Raw genomic sequence first — 17,734 nt, forward strand, 5'->3', positions numbered from 1 at the left:
GCTGTTGAAGGCAGGAATGACCATGAACCTCTGGACCCGACCGATCGTATTCGATGACGCGCCGCGCGACCTGTCCGGTGTGTATTCCCGTACCGAAGACGCGTTGAACGCCTTGTCCCGCTGGCCGAGCACGATGGGACGGGAGTATCGTTCCGCGAAGGCCGCCTGCGAGGCGGCGATTGCCGGGCGCGGGTCCCATGCGGCGGCGCGTCAGGCGTTCCTGTATGCCGCCGACGAGATCGGGATGTTCGCCCGCGTCTGAGATTTCGGAGATACCGTTCCTGTGGCCCCGTCGGATGTTCCGCCGGGGCTTTTTGCTGTTCGCTTGGAGTTTCGGTTGTGGGGAACTGTTGGAAAAAAGCGTTGACTCCGATCCCACATGTATAACAAATGAGGTCATGCTGTCGGACATCCCGTGAGGGGCGGGTGTGTCATCAGCCCGGAGGATCTTATGACGTATCATGCGCGCCTGCGCCTGACGGTGGCCGCCTTTGCCTTGGCTGCGGCCCCTGCGATGGCGGACACGCCCGACAACCAGCTGGTCGTGGGGTTTTCCATGACCAACATCCTGACATTGGACCCGGCCGCGATCACCGGCAAGGAGACCGTGCAGGTTCTGGCCAACGTGTATGACGGGTTGGTCCAGTTGGACCCCGTCAACCGGTCCGAGGTGCAGCCCGATCTGGCCGAAAGCTGGGATGTGGCGGAGGACGGCATGTCCATCACCTTCCATCTGCGCGAGGCCGAGTTCGCGTCGGGCAATCCGGTGCGGGCGGAGGATGTGGTCTGGTCGTTCAAGCGGCTGCTGACGCTGAACCTGGCGCAGGCGTCGTTCCTGAAGACCTATGGCTTTACCGCGGAGGGTGCGGATGCGGCCTTTGCGGCACCGGACGAGCGGACGGTGGTGGTGACGCTGCCGCAGAAGGTGAACCCGCAGCTGATCATCGCCACGCTGGGCATCGTGGGGCCGGGATCGGTTCTGGATTCGGTGGAGGTGATGGAGCACGAGGAGAACGGCGATCTGGGCGCGGCGTGGCTGGCGCAGCAATCGGCGGGATCGGCGGCCTTCGTGTTGCAGCAGTGGCAATCCAACAACCTTGTGCTGCTGGCCCAGAACGAGAATTTCTGGGGCGAAGCGCCCGCGATGCGCCGCATCATCTGGCGCCATATCCCGGAATCGCAAAGCCAGCGGTTGCAGCTGGAGCGGCACGATCTGGACATCGCGTTCCAGCTGGCGCCCGCGGACCTTGCGGCCTTGCAGAATGCCGAAGGGGTGAAGATCCAGACGACGCCTTCGGCCGGGTTCTATTACCTTGCCATGTCGATGGCGGATGAGCGGTTCCAGAACCCCAAGGTGCGCGAGGCGATGCGCTACCTCATCGACTACAAGGGTTTGAACGAGGCGATCCTGCCCTTCTATGGCACGGAGCATCAGCGCCCCATCTCGGGCGGGTTCTTCGGGTTGCTGGACGATCCGGGATACACGTTCGACCCCGAGAAGGCCAAGGCGCTGCTGGCCGAGGCCGGCTATCCCGACGGGATGGACGTGACGCTGCGCGCGTTGTCGGATGACCCCTTCCTGAACCTTGCGACCGCGATGCAGGCGACGCTGGCGCAGGGCGGCATCCGGGCCGAGGTGATTACCGGCTCGGGCGACCAGATCTATGGCGCGATGCGCGAGCGGAAGTTCGAGATGCTGGTGGGCCGTGGCGGCGGCGGGCAGTTGCCGGACCCCGACAGCAACATGCGGGCGCTGATCTACAACCCCGACAACTCGGCCGAGGCGCGGCTGACGAACTTCCAGGGGTGGCGCACGAGCTTCTACGACGAGGGGCTGAACCGCCTGATCGACGCGGCCGCGTCGGAGGTGGACGTGGAGAAGCGGCGGCAGATGTATGCCGACATCCAGAACCGGATCGACGCGGTCGTCCCGCCGATCCTGCCGTTCTCGGAGGTCGTGACCTCGGCCGGGTATCGGGACGACCTGGACGGGTTCGTGGTGAACCCGTCCTGGTCCACCGACCTGTCCACGGTTTCGAAGAACCGCTGAACCGGGGGAGGTTCCGATGTTGAAACAGTCCAGAACCCGCGGCTTTGCCCGGCAGGTCGGCACCATCGCCGTCACGCTGGTGGGGCTGTTGATCCTGACCTTCGTGATCGGGCGGATGATGCCGGCCGATCCGGTGCGCGCCATCGTGGGCGAGGAAGCGACGCAGGACACCTATATGCAGGTGTATCAGGAGCTGGGGTTGGACCGGCCGTTGCCGGTGCAGTTCGTGATGTATCTGCGGGACGTTGTGACGGGGGATTTCGGAACCTCCATCCGCACCGGGCAGCCGGTGATCCACGACATCGCGGCGGTGATGCCCGCGACGCTGGAGCTGGCGACGCTGGCGATCCTGATCGGAGCGACACTGGGGATCACCATGGGCGTGATCGCGGCGGTGAAGAAGGACCAGTGGCCGGACCAGCTGATCCGCGTGATCAGCCTTGCGGGCCATTCGATGCCGATCTTCTGGACGGGGATGATCGCGTTGCTGATCTTCTATGCCTGGCTGGGCTGGGTCGGCGGGGGTGGCCGGATCGACGACTACTTCATCGGGCTGGTGCCGGAGGTGACGCATTTCATCCTGATCGACGCGGCGCTGGCCGGGGAGTGGGAGGTGTTCTGGAGCGCGCTGAACCACATGATCCTGCCCGCGAGCCTGCTGGGATATTCGTCGAGCGCGTATATCACGCGGATGACGCGCAGCTTCATGCTGGACCAGATCAACCAGGAATACGTGACCACGGCGCGGGTGAAGGGGCTGTCGGTGCGGCAGACGATCTGGCGGCACGCGTTCCTGAACATCCGCGTGCAGCTGGTGACGATCGTGGCGCTGGCCTATGGCGCGCTGCTGGAAGGGGCCGTGCTGATCGAAACGGTGTTTTCCTGGCCGGGCTTCGGGCAGTACCTGACGTCGAACCTGATGATCGGGGACATGAACGCGGTGATGACCTGCGTGCTGCTGGTGGGCGTGATCTTCATCGCGCTGAACCTGCTGTCGGACGTGCTGTACCGCGTCTTTGATCCGAGGACGCGCTGATGCAGGACGTGTTGAAGAAAGGCCGTACCATGACCGTTCCGGGATTGGCCCCTTTGGGGCGGATATTGCGGTTTCTGATGCGTCAGCCCACCTCGGCCTTCGGGCTGGGGGTGATCGGGCTGCTGATCTTCGGCGCGGTGTTCGCGCCGTGGCTGGCGACGCATGATCCTTATGCGCAGGACCTGACGAACATTCTGGCGGCGCCGGGGGGCGGGCACTGGTTCGGCACGGACGAGCTGGGCCGCGACATCTGGAGCCGGCTGGTCTGGGGCACGCGCATCACGCTGACCATCATCGCGCTGGTGACGGTGGTGGTGGGGCCGATCGGGTTGGCCGTGGGCACCATCGCCGGGTATTACGGCGGGGCGGTGGACACGGTGATGATGCGGATCACGGACATCTTCTTGTCCTTCCCCTCGCTGATCCTGTCGCTGGCTTTCGTGGCGGCTTTGGGGCCAAGCCTGTCGAACGCGATCATCGCGATCGCCCTGACCTCGTGGCCGCCGATCGCGCGGCTGGCGCGGGCCGAGACGCTGACCTTCCGGGCGGAGGACTACGTGTCGGCCGCGCGGTTGCAGGGGGCGTCGGACGCGCGGATCATCCTGAAATCCATCGTGCCGATGTGCCTGCCTTCGGTGCTGATCCGGCTGACGCTGAACATGGCGACGGTGATTTTGACGGCGGCGGGGCTTGGGTTCCTGGGGTTGGGGGCGCAGCCGCCCTTGCCCGAATGGGGCGCGATGATCGCCACGGGCCGGCGCTACATGATCGACAGCTGGTGGCTGGTGACCTTCCCGGGCATCGCGATCCTGTGCGTGAGCCTGGCCTTCAACCTTGTGGGCGACGGGCTGCGCGACGCGCTGGACCCCAAGCAGATGAACCGGAGGTGACATGGATACGATCCTTGATATCCAGAACCTGAGCGTGGCCTATCGCGGATCGCCCGCGCCGGCCGTGCGGGGCGCGTCCTTCACGCTGGGTCGGGAACGGCTGGGCATCGTGGGGGAAAGCGGGTCGGGCAAGTCCACCTTGGGGCGGGCGCTGCTGAAGCTGCTGCCGACGGCGGACATCACGGCCGACCGGATGCGGTTTCGGGACGTGGACCTGCTGGCGACGCCGGAAAAGCGGATGCTGGGCATACGGGGCAAGCGGATTTCGATGATCCTGCAGGACCCGAAGTTCAGTTTGAACCCGATCCGGCGCGTGGGCGACCAGGTGGCCGAGGCGTGGCGGGTGCACGTGAAATGTTCGAAGGCGGAGGCGAAGGAGAAGGCGCTGGCGATGCTGCGGTCCGTGGCGATCCGGGATGTGGAGCGGGTGTATGAGCTTTATCCGCATCAGGTCTCGGGTGGGATGGGGCAGCGGATCATGATCGCCATGATGCTGCTGACCGAGCCGGAGCTGGTGATCGCGGACGAGCCGACGAGTGCGCTGGACGTGACGGTGCGGATGCAGGTGCTGTCCATCCTGGACGGGTTGGTGCGGGACCGGGGCATCGGGCTGATTGTCATCAGCCACGATTTGAACCTTGTGCGGAATTTCTGCGACCGGGTGCTGATCATGTATGCCGGGCGGATCGTGGAAAGCCTGAAGGCGAGCGAGCTGGACAAGGCGCAGCATCCTTATACCCGGGGGTTGCTGGCGGCGCAGCCGCGTATCGGGGGGCCGCGTCAGCCGTTGCCGGTGTTGCAGCGCCGTCCCGAATGGGCCGAGGAGAGCCGCGCATGAAGGATATCGTGATCCGCGACCTGTCGATCACGCTGGGGGAGGCGCGCATTCTGGACGCGATTTCCTTCAGCGTGCAGGCGGGGGAGTGTTTCGGGCTGGTGGGGGAAAGCGGGTCGGGCAAGTCCACGATCCTGCGCTGCATGTCGCTGTTGATGAAGCAGTGGCAGGGGCAGGTGTCCATTGGTGGGCAGGATGTGCGGGCCATGCCGGTGGTGGCGCGGTGCCGGACGATGCAGATGGTGTTTCAGGACCCCTATGGCTCGCTTCACCCGCGGCAGTCGGTGCGGACGGTGCTGGCGGAGCCGCTGCGCATTCACGGGCTGGACGATCCGCGCGGGCGGATGGACCGGGCGATGACGGAAGTGGGCTTGCCGCTGGCGTTTCTGGACCGCTATCCGCACCAGTTGTCGGGCGGGCAGCGGCAGCGCGTGGCCATCGCGCGCGCCCTGATCCTGGAGCCGGACGTGCTGCTGCTGGACGAGCCGACGAGCGCGCTGGATGTGAGCGTGCAGGCCGAGATCCTGAACCTGCTGGCGGATCTGCGGGCGCGGCGGGGCTTCACCTACCTCATGGTCAGCCATGATCTGGCGGTGGTGGACCACATGTGCGACCGCTTTGCCGTGATGCAGAAGGGGCAGCTGGTGGAAGTTCTGGGCCGCGGGGCGTTGACCGGCGTTCCGGGGGAAGGGGCGCGTCATCCTTATGCGCGGGAGTTGATCGACGCCTCCATCGCCTATGACCGGGCCATGTGACTGGCCGGAGGATTGGCGGCGGCGTCTGGAGGCGCCGCTGCCGTTGCGGTTCGGCGTGCCGGGGTGGCGGGAGCGTATCCGGCAGGCTTGGGATGCGGCCTTGCCGCCGCCCGACCCCGTGACGGGGTTTGCGGGCGGCGTTTTGCGTTTTGCCAGCGGCAAGGGGGCGGAGGGCGTGGTGCTGGTGCCGGAGCGGGTCACCGGCTGCGCCGTGCTGATGTTTCACGATCATGGCGGGCGGTTCGATCTGGGCTGGCGCAAGCTGACCGAGGATCCGCAGGGATTTTATGGAGGGCCGCCGGCGCAGCGGCTGGTGGCGGCGGGGCATCCGGTGTTCTGCTTTGATGCGCTCGGCTGGGGATCGCGGGGGTTGCCGGGGGATCAGCAGGCACAGGCGTGCATGGCGTTGGGAATGGGAACCTCCTTGGCCGGGTTGGTGGCGGGGGAGGATCGGGACATTGCCGCTTGGGCCGCCGGGCGGCCGGAGGCGGCGCGGGGGCTGGCCGTGTGGGGCTTTTCCTTTGGCGGGTTCCGGGCGTGGCAGTGTCTGGCCACGTGCGACGCGGTGGATGCGGCGGTGGCGCTGTCCTGGATGGCGCGGCGGCGGGACTTGCTGCGTTTGGGCGCGCCGGTGGTGCAGGGGCAGGCGGCGTTCTGGATGCTGCACCCGTCATTGACCGGGTTGGCGGATCTGCCGGATCTGGCGGCAGTGGCGGCGCCGAAGCCGTTGTTCCTGCGGTCGGGGGATGCGGACCGGCATCTGCCGCTGGCGGCGGTGGAGCCGGCGTTCGAGGATTTGCGGCGCATCTGGCCTGTTGATGCGGCGATCTTCGAAGGCGGGCATGTCTGCCCGCCGGCGGTTCAGGAGGAGGCGATCGCCTTCCTTAATGCACGCGGTTGTTCTCGATGAAGTCGAAGTTGATGTCCTCGCCGATGCCGGGGCGGTCGGGGACGTGGACGTAGCCGTCGGAATCCATCGGGTCGGACAACTGGTTAAGGTAGTCGAAGCCGTCGTCGTATTCGAGGAACGGGTGCAGGAGGCCGCGTTCGTACCAGCGGCAGTTCTTCGACACGGCGGTGACGACGAGGTTCATGGCGGTGTTGCCGTGAACCTCACACTCCATCCCGAAGGATTCGGCCATGCGCATGGTCTTGAGGGCCGGAGTGATGCCGCCCACGTCGTTCACGCCGGTGCGCAGGATGTCGCAGGCGCCGTGCTTGACCCATTCGGCGCGGTGCCAGTGCTTGCCGGAGGCACTTTCAGGGCCGACCACGGGGATGTCGAGGTTGTCGGCCAGCCACTTGTAGGAGGACATGGACTGTTCGTCCATCGGCTCCTCGATCCAGTCGAAGCCCAGCTTTTCGAGGCCGCGGCCGAGGAGGAGGGAATCGGTGCGGGAATACCAGTGGAAGGCGTCGATCATCAGGTGGATGTCGGGGCCCACCGCTTCGCGCACGGCGGCGCAGGCCTTGAGGTCCATCTTCACGTCGGGGGCCCAGGACACGGGGGGCATCCAGGTGTGCAGCTTGATGCCCTTGTAGCCGCGGGCGACCAGCTTTTCGGCGAAGCGGCCGTAATCTTCGGGCGTGGCGAGGCCGCCTTCGATTTCATCCCCGCACATGATGGAGCCGTAGGCGAGGATCTTGTCGCGATAGGCGCCGATCAGCTTGTGGGTGGGGGTGTTGAGCGCGCGGCCGGCGAGGTCCCAAAGGGCGACGTCCACCGCGGCCAGCGTCCGGTCCGTCAGCTGGGCCGCCGAACCGCGCTGCCAGTGGGCGAGGTCGTGCCACAGGCGTTCGCGGTCGCGGTGGTCCTGACCGATCAGCACCTTCTTCACGAACTTGTCGATCACGTGGGGGCGGACGATTTCGGGGACGGTAAAGGAATGGCCTTCGTGCCCGTCTTCCGTCCGCAGGGTGAGGAGCGAGGTCTTGACCTGGTGCGGGGGGCCGGGATGCGCGTGGCCGGCGGTGTCGGAATGGCGGCGCGTGGTGCTGAGGAAGTGGCGCACCTGAACGTCGGTGATGATCATGGAATCCTCCGGTTGTGGGCGGAGCATGACCAGTTGTAATACAGGTGTCAAGAAGCTGTATGCTGATTGCCGCGCAGGAGGGCGCGGTAACGCGCAAGGCTGCCCTTAAGGTGGTCCTGCATGGCCTGGCGCGCGGCGGCTTCGTCGCTGTTGAGGATGGCGCGGCAGATGTCGCCGTGTTCCTGCGCCAGGTCGCGGTTGTAATCCTGCGGGCGGACGTTGTCCTGACCCGTCTGGAGTTCGCCGCGGGGAATGATGCCGATGCGGATCAGGGTCAGGAATTCGGTGAAGCGCGGGTTGTTCGTGGCTTCGGCAATGGCGATGTGAAGATCGAAATCGGCGTCGCGCGTGGGTTTGCCTTCGGCCAGGCAGTCAAGAACCGTTTGATGCGCTGCCAGAATCCGTTCGTCCTGCTGGGGGGAGCGGCGCAGGGCGGCAAGGCCCGCGCTTTCCACCTCAACGGCGCGGCGGAGTTCGAGGAGTTCGATGACGGAGGACACGCGGCCGAGGTCGAGGTTCACGAAGGGGCCGCTCTGGGCCTTCAGCGCGAAGATGCCGGCACCCTTGCGGGCCTGCACCAGCCCCTCGAAGGACAGGGTGGCGATGGCCTCGCGCACCACGGTGCGGCTGACGCCGTGAAGTTCGGCGAGGCGGGTCTCCGAGGGCAGGCGGTCGCCGGGGCGGATGCGGCCGTCCGTGATCTCGGTGCGAAGAACCTCGGCCACGCGGGTGGCGAGGCGGGCTTTCGTGCCTGACATGCGGCTCTCTCCCCTCAACTTGTCCAACATGTGATATACGTTGTGGCGAGGCGTGGCAAATGGCGTTCGCTGCTGTATGATGGGAGAAAAAGGACCCTGCCATGACCCTTTCCCCAGCCCGCACCGGCAATCTTGTGGCCCGTGTCAGCGAGGCGCTGCGCGCCGAGATCACCGAAGGGCGCCTGAAGCCCGGTGACCGCCTGCCGTCCGAAGCGCGTTTGACCGAAGCCCATGGCGTGAGCCGCACCGTGGTGCGCGAGGCCATCGCGGCACTGCGCGCCGACCGTCTGGTGGAAGCGCGGCAAGGCGCGGGCGTGTTCGTGCTGGAAGCGCCGATGCCGGAAAAGGCCCCGTTCCAGAACATCGACTATGTGCGGCTGTCGTCCATGATCGAGATGCTGGAGCTTCGCACGGCCGTGGAGATGGAGGCGGCGGGTTTGGCCGCCACACGCCGTTCGGCCCAGCAGGAGGAGCGGATCATCGACGCCTATCGCGCGGTGAGCGCGGCGATCGCGGCCGGGGAGCCGACGACGGCGGCGGATTACGACCTGCATCTGGCCATTGCCGAGGCGACCAACAACCCGCGATTCCCCGAGTTTCTGGCGATGGTGGGGGGCAACGTGATTCCGCGGCAGGCCTTGCAGAATGCGGGGGATGCCGCGCCGCAGCCTTACCTGGTGCAGATCCAGGAAGAGCATGACCGCATCGTGACGGCCATCCTGGCGGGGGACGAGGAAGGCGCGCGGCGGGCGATGCGGGTGCATCTGCGCGGGGCGCAGGCGCGGTACCGGGTGCTGTTGCGCGGATAGTCATCATACAAGTGTTGACGCATGTCTGTTGGGTGGTGTAGGGTCCGATCCAGACCCCATGTTCTCAAAGGATCCGCACAATGGCTCAGGCCCTCAAGACCGCGCTTGGTTCGGGACTTCTGTCCTTCCCTGTCACGCATTTCGACGCCGAGGGCCGTTTCGCGGCCGAAAGCTACAAGAGCCATGTGGAGTGGCTTTCGGGGTTTGACGCGCCGGTTCTGTTCGCTGCGGGCGGGACGGGGGAGTTCTTTTCTCTGAAGCCGGCCGAGATCCCGGGCATCGTGAAGGCGGCGATCGAGGCTGCGGGCGACAACACGACCATCGTGTCGGGTTGCGGTTACGGCACCGAGATCGCGGTGGAAATCGCGCAATCGGTGGAGAAGGTGGGCGCCACGGGCATCCTTTTGCTGCCGCACTACCTGATCGACGCGCCGCAGGAAGGGCTGTACCAGCACGTGAAGGCCGTCTGCGACGCGACCGACATGGGCGTCATGGTCTACAACCGTGACAACGCCGTGCTGACCGCCGACACGCTGGCCCGTTTGTGCGACGCCTGCCCGAACCTGATCGGGTTCAAGGACGGCACCGGCGACATCGGCCTTGTGCGCCAGATCACGGCGAAGATGGGCGACCGTTTGACCTATCTGGGCGGGATGCCGACGGCGGAACTGTTTGCCGAGGCCTATCTGGGCGCGGGCTTCACGACCTATTCCTCGGCCGTGTTCAACTTCGTGCCGCAGCTGGCGGTGGACTTCTACAAGGCGCTGCGCGCGAACGACCGCGCGACCTGCGAGAAGATCCTGAACGACTTCTTCTATCCGTTCATGGCGATCCGCAACCGCCAGAAGGGTTATGCCGTGTCGGCCATCAAGGCGGGCGTGCGGTTGCAGGGCTTCAACGCCGGGAAGGTTCGTCCGCCGATCACCGACCTGAACGCCGAGGAAGAGCGGATGCTGGACGCGCTGATCGAGCCGTATCGCCGCAAGAAAGCCGCCTGATCCGGCATGAAGATCGCGAAGGTTCGGACGCATCTTCTGGATCACCGTCTGGAGGTCGCGTTCGAAAGCGCCTCCATGCGGTTCGACCGGCGCGTGCATGTGCTGGTGGAGATCGAATGCGATGACGGGACCGTGGGCTGGGGCGAATGCCTTGGCCCCGCGCGCCCGAACGCGGCCGTCGTGGCCACCTATGCCCAGTGGCTGGTGGGGCAGGACCCGCTGGAAACGGAAAAGATCTGGGCGACGCTGTACAACGCGCTGCGCGATCAGGGGCAGCGCGGGCTGACGATCACGGCGCTGTCGGGGATCGACATGGCGCTGTGGGACATCAAGGGCAAGCGGTTCGGCGTGCCGGTGTCGGTGCTGCTGGGCGGACGCTTCCGCGAGTCCGTGCGGGCTTATGCCACCGGCAGCTTCAAGCGCGACGGCGTGGACCGGGTGGAGGACAACGCCGCCGAGATGGCCGGTCATCGCGATGCGGGCTTCCACGCCTGCAAGGTGAAGATCGGCTTCGGGGTGGAGGAGGACCTGCGCGTCATCGCCGCCGTGCGCGATGCCATCGGGCCGGACATGCGCCTGATGATCGACGCGAACCACGGCTATGACGCGATCGAGGCGGTGCGTGTCGGGCAGCGTGCCGCCGAGTTCGGCATCGACTGGTTCGAGGAGCCGGTGGTGCCGGAGCAGCTGGCCGCCTATCGCGAGGTGCGGGCGCGTCAGCCGATCCCGGTCGCGGGGGGCGAGACGTGGCACACCCGCTGGGGCCACCGCGAGCCGATCGAGACGCGGGCCGTGGACATCATTCAGCCGGACCTGGCCGGATGCGGCGGGTTCACCGAAGCGCGACGGATCGCGGATCTGGCGGCCTTACACGGCGTGCGGGTGGTGCCGCATGTGTGGGGCACGGCGGTGCACATCGCGGCGGCCCTGCAGTTCATGGCGGCGATGGTGCCTTCGCCGGTGCGGAACAGCCCGATCGAGCCGATCCTGGAATTCGACCGCACCCACAACCCGTTCCGGCAGGCGATCGTTGCGACGCCGATCGACCATGTGAACGGCGTGGTTTCCATTCCCGACGCGCCGGGACTGGGGATCGAGATCAACCGCGACGCGCTTCGCGAATACGCTCCGAAAGAGGACTGAATGGACATGATCCGCACCCTGACCGGCAAAAAGCCGGCGACCGTCCTGCCCAAAGGGACCATCGACACGCAGATGCACATGTATCTGCCAGGCTTTGACGCGCAGGCGGGCGGGCCGCCGCTGCCGCCCGGCGCCTTGCCGGGTCCGGACCAGTATCGCGAGTTCATGCGGTGGATCGGGATCGACCGCGTGGTGATCACGCAGGGGAACGCGCATCAGTCGGACAATGCGAACCTTGTCGCCTGTCTGGCGGCGATGGGGGATGTGGCGCGGGGGGTGGCGGTGATCCATCCCGACACGGCAGAGGCGGAGATCGCGCGGCTGGCGGAGGCGGGCGTCGTGGGCGCGCGGATCATGGATCTGCCGGGCGGGGCGCTTGGCCTATCGGGGCTGGAAGGCGTGGACGCGCGGGCGGCGGATGCGGGCTGGGTGATGGCCGTGCAGTTCGACGGCAGCCATATCCTGGACCATGAAAACCGTCTGGCGAAGGTGCAAAGCCGCTGGATCCTGGACCACCACGGCAAGTTCTTTGCCGGGGCGGGGCGTGCGCAGGTTGATGCCGTGAAGCGGCTGATCGACCGGGGGAACTGCTGGTTCAAGTTTGCGGGCGTGTACGAATCCAGCAAGTCGGGCGGGCCGGATTATGCGGATGTGGCGGAGGTGGCGCGGGAGATCGCGGCCCATGCGCCGGACCGGATCATCTGGGGCACGAACTGGCCGCACAATCTGGCGAAGACCACGGCGGATTATCCGGACGACCGGGCGCTGACGGACACGGTGCTGTCGTGGTTGCCTTCCGACGCGGCGCGGCGGCAGGTGCTGGTGACGACGCCCGAGGCGCTGTTCGGCTTCCCGCCGATGTGAAGGGGAAGGCCCTGTGCGGGCCTTCCGTCATTCCTTGCGGCGCAAACCGGCCGCCGCTTGCAGGGCGGCGAGGTGGGTCAAGCCCTGCGGCATGTTGCCGAGCCATGAGCCGTCCTTGGGGTCCACCATCTCGGGCAGGATGCCGGTGCCGCGGCCTAGCCCGGCGCGCAGGTCGTCGAAGGCCTTGTGCGCACGGTCCACCTGCCCCAGCCGGTTGCGGGCGTCCACCATCCAGAAGGAACAGGCGAGGAAGCAGCCTTCCTCCTTCTCGGCCCCCGAATAGCGATAATGGAAGGGGCCTGCGCCAAGCTTGCGGTCGATCGCGTCCAGCGTGCGTTCCAGCTTGTCGTTCCCGTCAAAGCTGAAGCGCACGGCGAGCGCGACAGAGGCGTCGAGGCGGTCCGTGCCGGGATACATGGTGTAGGCGCCGATCTTTTCGTTCCAGCACTGCGTTTCGATGAACTCGGCGATGCGGGCGCGTTCGCGGTCCCAGCGGTCGCGGCAGGTGGTGGGAAGGTGGCCCGCATCGGCCAGTTCCACCGCGCGGCTGAGGGCCTGCCAGCAGGCGATCTTCGACATCGTGTATTGCTGCACCTCGGGCAGTTCCCAGATACCGCTGTCGGGCTGACGCCAGTGGTCGGTGCATTCGTCGGCCAGATGGGACAGGACCTCGGCGCTGCGGGCGTCGATGATGTTGCCGCGCCCGACAAAGGAGGCGACGGTTTCGAAGATGTCGCCATAGGTGCCGTGCTGGTGCTGGCGGGCGGCGATGTTGCCGCGCAGGACGGGCTGGCTGTGGCGGTAGCCGGGCAAAGGCAGGGGCAGGACCGTGTCGTCCACCCCGCCGTCCAGCGCGAAGCATACGCGGGAGCCGTGGTTCGCGAGCTGGTTCAGGAGCCAGGTGAGCGCGGCCTTCGCCTCGGCCTCGGCGCCGAGGTCGAGGAAGGAGATGATCGTGTAGCCGGCGTCGCGCACCCAGGCGAAGCGGTAGTCGTAGTTCTTGTCGCCGCCGATGCGTTCGGGCAGCGAGGTGGTGGCCGCCGCGGCGATGGCCCCCGAGGGGGAGTAGAGCAGCAGTTTCAGCACCAGCGCCTGGCGCAGCATGTAGCTGGAAAGGTCGTCGCCTTCGTCGAAGATGGCGGCCCAGTCCCGCCATTCCTTGTCCGACACGTCGATGCGCCGGTCGATGGCGGAAAGTTTCGGCACGACCAGCGGTTCGCCTTCGCCGGCGATGATGGCGAAGGTCTGGCGCTGGCCTTCGGCCAGTTCGAAGGTGCCGTGGATGCGGTCATCCTCGGCCAGAAGGGAGACGGTGTCGGAATCGTGGAGGAGCATGCCGAGCACGTCGCCCACGTGGAACAGCTGGTGATCGCCGCCGCGTGACAGGTAGGGGCTGCGCTGGCCCGCCTGATGGCCAAGGCGCATGTCCAGCCGGAAGCGCATGGTGCCGCGCGTCACCTCGATCCGGCGGGCGAGTTCGCACCAGGGCAGGCGGCCGGCGGAGCCGCTGTTGAGCGATTCCGAAAGAACAGCCTCACCCGTGGCGGTGGTGAAGCGGGTGTCGAGGACGTTGCTGTGGGGGCGGTAGCTTTGGGTGGTCTGGTAGTCTTCTTCCGGGCGGATCACGAAATAGCCGCCGAAGGTGCCGTCCGGAAGCGGCATGTCGCCCGTCATGAGGCGGTCGAAGAGGGGTGGGCTGTCCATGTTGGGCACGCACCACCAGTCGATGGAGCCGTCGGCGGCCGAGAGGGCGATGGAGCGGCCTTCGCCAAGGGCGGCGTAGGCGTGAAGCGGGGCGAATCCGTCCTTGTCGCGGTGGCGGAAGGTCAATGCGCGAAGGCCCCGTAGGCGAAGAGAAGGCCCGAGCCGACGAGGATGAACGCCCCGCGTTGCAGCGCGCTGCGCCAAAGGGGCGTGGGGCACAACGGATCGCGGGGGTCGTGTTCGGTCATCTTCATTCTCCATCTGTCAGGGCACAAACGGAGCGTGGGGGCTGCGGTTCCCCACGACTTGCCAAGGCGGGCGGAACGGGAAATACCTTGGCCAAGGCGAACACAGGAGCGTGCCATGCTGACAAGGATCAGTCCTTCGACAGGGAAGGGATCGCCCGAGGTGGTGGGCTTTCACGATCCCGAAACCGGATCCTGCCAGTATCTGGTGATCGACCCGGCGACGCGGGCGGCCGCGCTGATCGACATCGTGCTGGATTTCGATCCGGTGGCGTGCCGCACCTCGGCCGCGTCGGCCGAATGGGCCTTGGGGCTGGTGGAGGCGCATGGGGCGGATCTGCGGCTGATCCTGGACACGCATCCCCATGCGGATCATCTGTCGGCGGGGGACTGGCTGCGGGGGCGGACGGGCGCGCCGCTGTGGTCGGGTGCCAAGGTGCGCGAGATCGCGGCGCTGTGGGAAGGGTTCTACAACGCGCCGGGGATGTTCGATCCCGACGCGGATTTCGACCGGCTGCTGGAGGATGGCGAAACGTTCCGGCTGGGGGATCTGGACGTGCGGGTGATGCTGTCGCCGGGCCACACGCTGGGGTCGATCAGCTTCGTGATCGGGGATGCGGCCTTTGTGCACGACACGTTCATGCAGCCCGACAGCGGCACCTCGCGTGCGGATTTCCCCGGCGGGTCGGCGGCGGCGCTGCATGACAGCCTGATGGCGATCCTGGCGCTTCCGGACGCGACGCGCCTGTTCATCGGGCATGATTACGGCGCGGCGGACCGGACGGAGCCGTCCTGGGAAAGCACGGTGGCCGAGCAGCGGGCGTCGAACACGCATCTGGGCGGCGGCGTGTCGCGCGACGCGTTCATCGCCCGGCGCAAGGCGCGGGATGCGACGCTGAAGCTGCCGCGCCGGATGCTGCACGCGTTGCAGGTGAACCTGCGGGGCGGCAAGCTGCCGGCCGCGGAAAGCAACGGGCAGAGCTTCTTCAAGCTGCCGGCGAACCTGTTCTGATCGCGATTACGCGCGCGGGGGAAGGCGTTCAGGAGACAGGTCCGGTGTTTCTGGCAAGGGCGGTCATCGATCGGGCGCCGTCTTGGCAAGACTGCGTTCGGGGGGTAGCGTGGAGGCTGACGCGCCCGGCCCCTGCACCGTCGGGGCCTTTGGGGCCGGCGGGCGGTGCATCTGCGAAGGTCTTCCTCCCTCTGGCCCCGCGGGCGCCGCAAGAGGAAGGACACGACCATGACCGAACCGCCCCGGATCGACCGCATCCGCCACGACACCCGCCGCCGCACCCTGACCATCGCCCGGACGGAGCGGCTGACGCCCCACATGATCCGCCTGACGCTGGCGGGTCCGGATTTGGAAGGGTTCGTCAGTGCGGGGTTCGATGATCACATCAAGCTGTTCATCCCGCAGGAGGGGGGCGAGGTGATGCGCGACTACACCCCCCGGCGCTTTGGTCCCGACAGCCTGATCGTGGATGTGGTGGATCATCCGGGCGGGCCGGCGGCGGATTGGGCGCGGGTGGCGGTTGCGGGCGACAGCCTGACGATCGGCGGGCCGCGCGGGTCCAAGGTCATCGACGGGCCGATCGCCCACTGGCTTCTGATCGGGGACGAGACGGCCTTGCCCGCCATCGGCCGCAAGATCGAGGAGGCGCCGGCGGGCTGCGCGATCACGGCGATCGTGGCCGTGCCCTCGGCGGCGGATGAACAGGTGTTCGACACGGCGGCGGCGCTGTCGATGCATTGGGTGCACCGGGAGGCCGAGGAGGCGCACCAGCCGGAGCCGCTTATGGCGGCCCTGGAAGCCCTGACGCTGCCGGACCGGACCTTTGCCTGGATCGCGGCGGAGGCGGGGGTGGCGCGCATGCTGCGCGACCGGCTGGTGGAACGCGGGATGCCGCGCGAATGGACGTCGGCGGCGGGTTACTGGCTGCGCGGCGTGGCGGATTCCGCGGTGAAGGACTTGTAGGGGGCGGAAGACCGCCCCCCTTTGGGTCAGTCCAGTTCGGGGTGCTGGCCGACCAGGCGTTCGCGTTTCCGGCGCAGGGCGTCCAGTTCCCCCTCCAGCTTCAGGATGTCGGCGTCCACATCCTCCACCCGTTGTTCGATGCGGTCGTAGGTTTCCTGAAGCAGCACGGCGGCTTCCTGCGGGCTGGACGCGTTGGGCGTGTCGCCGCGCAGGGGGCGGTTGGCGGTTTCCGGCAGGAACACGGCTGTGAGAAGGCCGATCAAGGCCGCCACCATCAGGTAGTAGGCGGGGACCATGAGGTTGTCCGTCCGTTCGACCAGAAGGGCCGCGACGGTGGGCGTCAGGCCCGCGACGATGATCGCCACGTTGAACGAGCTGGCCAGCGCGCTGTAGCGGATGCGGGTGGGGAACAGCGCGGGCAGGGTGGAGGCCATGACGCCCGTGAAGCAGTTCAGGATCACCGCGAGGATCAGCAGGCCGAGGAAGATCCGGGCCGGGCTGTCGCTGCCGATCAGCGTGAAGGACGGAAAAGCCATCACCACGAGGCCGAGGCTGCCCGCGATCAGGAACGGCCGTCGGCCGATCTTGTCGCTGAGAAAGCCGACCACGGGCTGGACGAACAGCATGCCGATCATCACGGCGATGATGATCATGACCCCGTTCTGCTGCGAATAGCCGAGGTTGCTGGACAGGTAGGTCGGCATGTAGGTCAGCAGCATGTAGTAGGTGACGTTGGTGACCAGCACCATGCCCACGCAGACCAGAAGCGCCTTGCGATAGGTGCGGGCGATTTCCAAGATGGACACGGTGGGATGGTCCTGCACCGCGCCCTGATCGCCTTTTTCCATGTTTTCAAGGTGCTGGGTGAAGGCGGGCGTTTCCTCCACCGCGTGGCGGAGGTAGAGGCCGAGCAGGCCGAGGGGGCCCGCCACGAAGAAGGGAATGCGCCAGCCCCAGTCGAGGAAGCTGTGTTCCCCCAGCAGGGATTGCAGCAGGACGACAAGGCCCGCCCCCGTGACGAAGCCGATGATGGACCCGAAGTCGAGCCAGCTTCCCAGAAAGCCGCGTCGCCGGTCGGGGGCGTATTCGGCCACGAAGATGGCGGCGCCGGTGTATTCGCCCCCCACGGAAAAGCCTTGCGCCAGCTTGCACAGCAGCAGAAGGATCGGCGCCCAGATCCCGATCGTGGCGAAGGAGGGGATGAGACCGATGCAGAATGTGCTGACGGCCATGATGACGATGGTCAGCGACAGCACCTTCTGCCGCCCCAGCCGGTCCCCGATGATGCCGAACACCACGCCGCCCAGCGGGCGGACGAGAAAGGGCACGGAGAACGTGCCAAGCGCGGCGATCGTCTGGACGGCGGGGGAAGCGGAGGGGAAGAAGACCTGGCCGAGCGCGTAGGCGACGAAGCCGTAGACGCCAAAGTCGAACCATTCCATCGCGTTGCCAAGCGCCGCCGCCGTCACGCTTTTCTTCAGGGTCGCGGGGTCGATGACGGTGATGTCGTCGATGCCTAGGGGATCGGGGGCGGCGGGTGAACGTGCGGGGGGTGTCATGCATGTGTCCTTTGGTTGTGCCGGTCTTGATGCCGAACATGCGGGGGGCCCCACCATATCGTCCGGCGGCACGCTTTATC

The 17,734-nt window shown here is 66.8% G+C and carries 18 protein-coding genes; 13 read left to right on the forward strand and 5 right to left on the reverse strand.

Annotated elements, in window-relative coordinates:
• Positions 1-22 precede the first annotated feature (22 nt).
• The 7 genes from ACSHZY_RS10830 (at position 23) to ACSHZY_RS10860 (ending at position 6,476) form a co-directional block, all read left to right on the forward strand.
• On the forward strand, positions 23-262 hold the full coding sequence (locus ACSHZY_RS10830; RefSeq protein WP_435168988.1) for a DUF982 domain-containing protein: 240 nt from the start codon (positions 23-25) through the stop codon (positions 260-262).
• 189 nt (positions 263-451) lie between these two features.
• Positions 452-2,050 carry an ABC transporter substrate-binding protein gene (locus ACSHZY_RS10835; RefSeq protein WP_435168990.1) on the forward strand — a complete coding sequence of 533 codons (1,599 nt, stop codon included), beginning with the start codon at positions 452-454 and terminating at the stop codon, positions 2,048-2,050.
• A 16-nt stretch (positions 2,051-2,066) separates the two neighbouring features.
• Positions 2,067-3,086 carry an ABC transporter permease gene (locus ACSHZY_RS10840; protein WP_435168992.1) on the forward strand — a complete coding sequence of 340 codons (1,020 nt, stop codon included), beginning with the start codon at positions 2,067-2,069 and terminating at the stop codon, positions 3,084-3,086.
• Between the two features lie 29 nt (positions 3,087-3,115).
• Complete coding sequence (locus tag ACSHZY_RS10845) at positions 3,116-3,976, forward strand: ABC transporter permease (protein WP_435169110.1); 861 nt, start codon at positions 3,116-3,118, stop codon at positions 3,974-3,976.
• Between the two features lies 1 nt (position 3,977).
• Positions 3,978-4,814: an ABC transporter ATP-binding protein gene (locus tag ACSHZY_RS10850; protein WP_435168993.1), complete on the forward strand. Its 837-nt coding sequence runs from the start codon at positions 3,978-3,980 to the stop codon at positions 4,812-4,814.
• On the forward strand, positions 4,811-5,566 hold the full coding sequence (locus tag ACSHZY_RS10855; RefSeq protein WP_435168995.1) for an ABC transporter ATP-binding protein: 756 nt from the start codon (positions 4,811-4,813) through the stop codon (positions 5,564-5,566). The genes ACSHZY_RS10850 and ACSHZY_RS10855 overlap by 4 nt, the downstream gene beginning before the upstream one ends.
• A complete protein-coding gene (locus ACSHZY_RS10860) occupies positions 5,550-6,476 on the forward strand; it encodes a dienelactone hydrolase family protein (RefSeq protein WP_435168997.1) in 927 nt (308 codons plus the stop codon). The genes ACSHZY_RS10855 and ACSHZY_RS10860 overlap by 17 nt, the downstream gene beginning before the upstream one ends.
• Here the strand turns inward: ACSHZY_RS10860 and ACSHZY_RS10865 are convergent.
• Positions 6,451-7,599 (reverse strand): mandelate racemase family protein, encoded by a 1,149-nt coding sequence (locus tag ACSHZY_RS10865; RefSeq protein WP_435168999.1) that lies wholly within the window; start codon positions 7,597-7,599, stop codon positions 6,451-6,453. The two genes, ACSHZY_RS10860 and ACSHZY_RS10865, sit on opposite strands and share 26 nt — an antisense overlap.
• A gap of 47 nt (positions 7,600-7,646) precedes the next feature.
• Complete coding sequence (locus ACSHZY_RS10870; protein WP_435169001.1) at positions 7,647-8,357, reverse strand: FadR/GntR family transcriptional regulator; 711 nt, start codon at positions 8,355-8,357, stop codon at positions 7,647-7,649.
• Positions 8,358-8,458: 101 nt separating this feature from the next.
• Between ACSHZY_RS10870 and ACSHZY_RS10875 the strand changes: the two genes are divergently transcribed.
• The 4 genes from ACSHZY_RS10875 (at position 8,459) to ACSHZY_RS10890 (ending at position 12,171) form a co-directional block, all read left to right on the forward strand.
• Entirely contained in the window at positions 8,459-9,166 is a 708-nt protein-coding gene (locus ACSHZY_RS10875; protein WP_435169003.1) for a FadR/GntR family transcriptional regulator, read from the forward strand.
• A gap of 80 nt (positions 9,167-9,246) precedes the next feature.
• A complete protein-coding gene (kdgD, locus tag ACSHZY_RS10880) occupies positions 9,247-10,164 on the forward strand; it encodes a 5-dehydro-4-deoxyglucarate dehydratase (RefSeq protein ID WP_435169005.1) in 918 nt (305 codons plus the stop codon).
• Between the two features lie 6 nt (positions 10,165-10,170).
• Positions 10,171-11,307: a mandelate racemase/muconate lactonizing enzyme family protein gene (locus tag ACSHZY_RS10885; RefSeq protein WP_435169007.1), complete on the forward strand. Its 1,137-nt coding sequence runs from the start codon at positions 10,171-10,173 to the stop codon at positions 11,305-11,307.
• A 6-nt stretch (positions 11,308-11,313) separates the two neighbouring features.
• Positions 11,314-12,171: an amidohydrolase family protein gene (locus ACSHZY_RS10890; RefSeq protein ID WP_435169009.1), complete on the forward strand. Its 858-nt coding sequence runs from the start codon at positions 11,314-11,316 to the stop codon at positions 12,169-12,171.
• Positions 12,172-12,198: 27 nt separating this feature from the next.
• Here ACSHZY_RS10890 and ACSHZY_RS10895 read toward each other — a convergent pair whose 3' ends face one another.
• Both ACSHZY_RS10895 and ACSHZY_RS10900 read right to left on the reverse strand, forming a co-directional pair.
• Positions 12,199-14,001 carry a glycoside hydrolase family 15 protein gene (locus ACSHZY_RS10895; RefSeq protein WP_435169011.1) on the reverse strand — a complete coding sequence of 601 codons (1,803 nt, stop codon included), beginning with the start codon at positions 13,999-14,001 and terminating at the stop codon, positions 12,199-12,201.
• Positions 13,998-14,123: a hypothetical protein gene (locus tag ACSHZY_RS10900; RefSeq protein WP_435169013.1), complete on the reverse strand. Its 126-nt coding sequence runs from the start codon at positions 14,121-14,123 to the stop codon at positions 13,998-14,000. The genes ACSHZY_RS10895 and ACSHZY_RS10900 overlap by 4 nt, the downstream gene beginning before the upstream one ends.
• A gap of 115 nt (positions 14,124-14,238) precedes the next feature.
• Between ACSHZY_RS10900 and ACSHZY_RS10905 the strand changes: the two genes are divergently transcribed.
• Positions 14,239-15,132, forward strand: coding sequence for an MBL fold metallo-hydrolase (locus tag ACSHZY_RS10905; RefSeq protein ID WP_435169015.1), 894 nt, complete (start codon positions 14,239-14,241; stop codon positions 15,130-15,132).
• A gap of 228 nt (positions 15,133-15,360) precedes the next feature.
• The gene (locus ACSHZY_RS10910; protein ID WP_435169016.1) at positions 15,361-16,095 is read left to right on the forward strand and encodes a siderophore-interacting protein; all 735 of its coding nucleotides are present in this window, start codon (positions 15,361-15,363) and stop codon (positions 16,093-16,095) included.
• Between the two features lie 26 nt (positions 16,096-16,121).
• Here the strand turns inward: ACSHZY_RS10910 and proP are convergent, their stop codons facing one another.
• Positions 16,122-17,654, reverse strand: coding sequence for a glycine betaine/L-proline transporter ProP (proP, locus tag ACSHZY_RS10915; protein WP_435169018.1), 1,533 nt, complete (start codon positions 17,652-17,654; stop codon positions 16,122-16,124).
• Positions 17,655-17,734: the final 80 nt, after the last annotated feature.

It is taken from the genome of Falsirhodobacter sp. 1013, from assembly GCF_051195255.1.
GTDB lineage: Bacteria > Pseudomonadota > Alphaproteobacteria > Rhodobacterales > Rhodobacteraceae > Falsirhodobacter.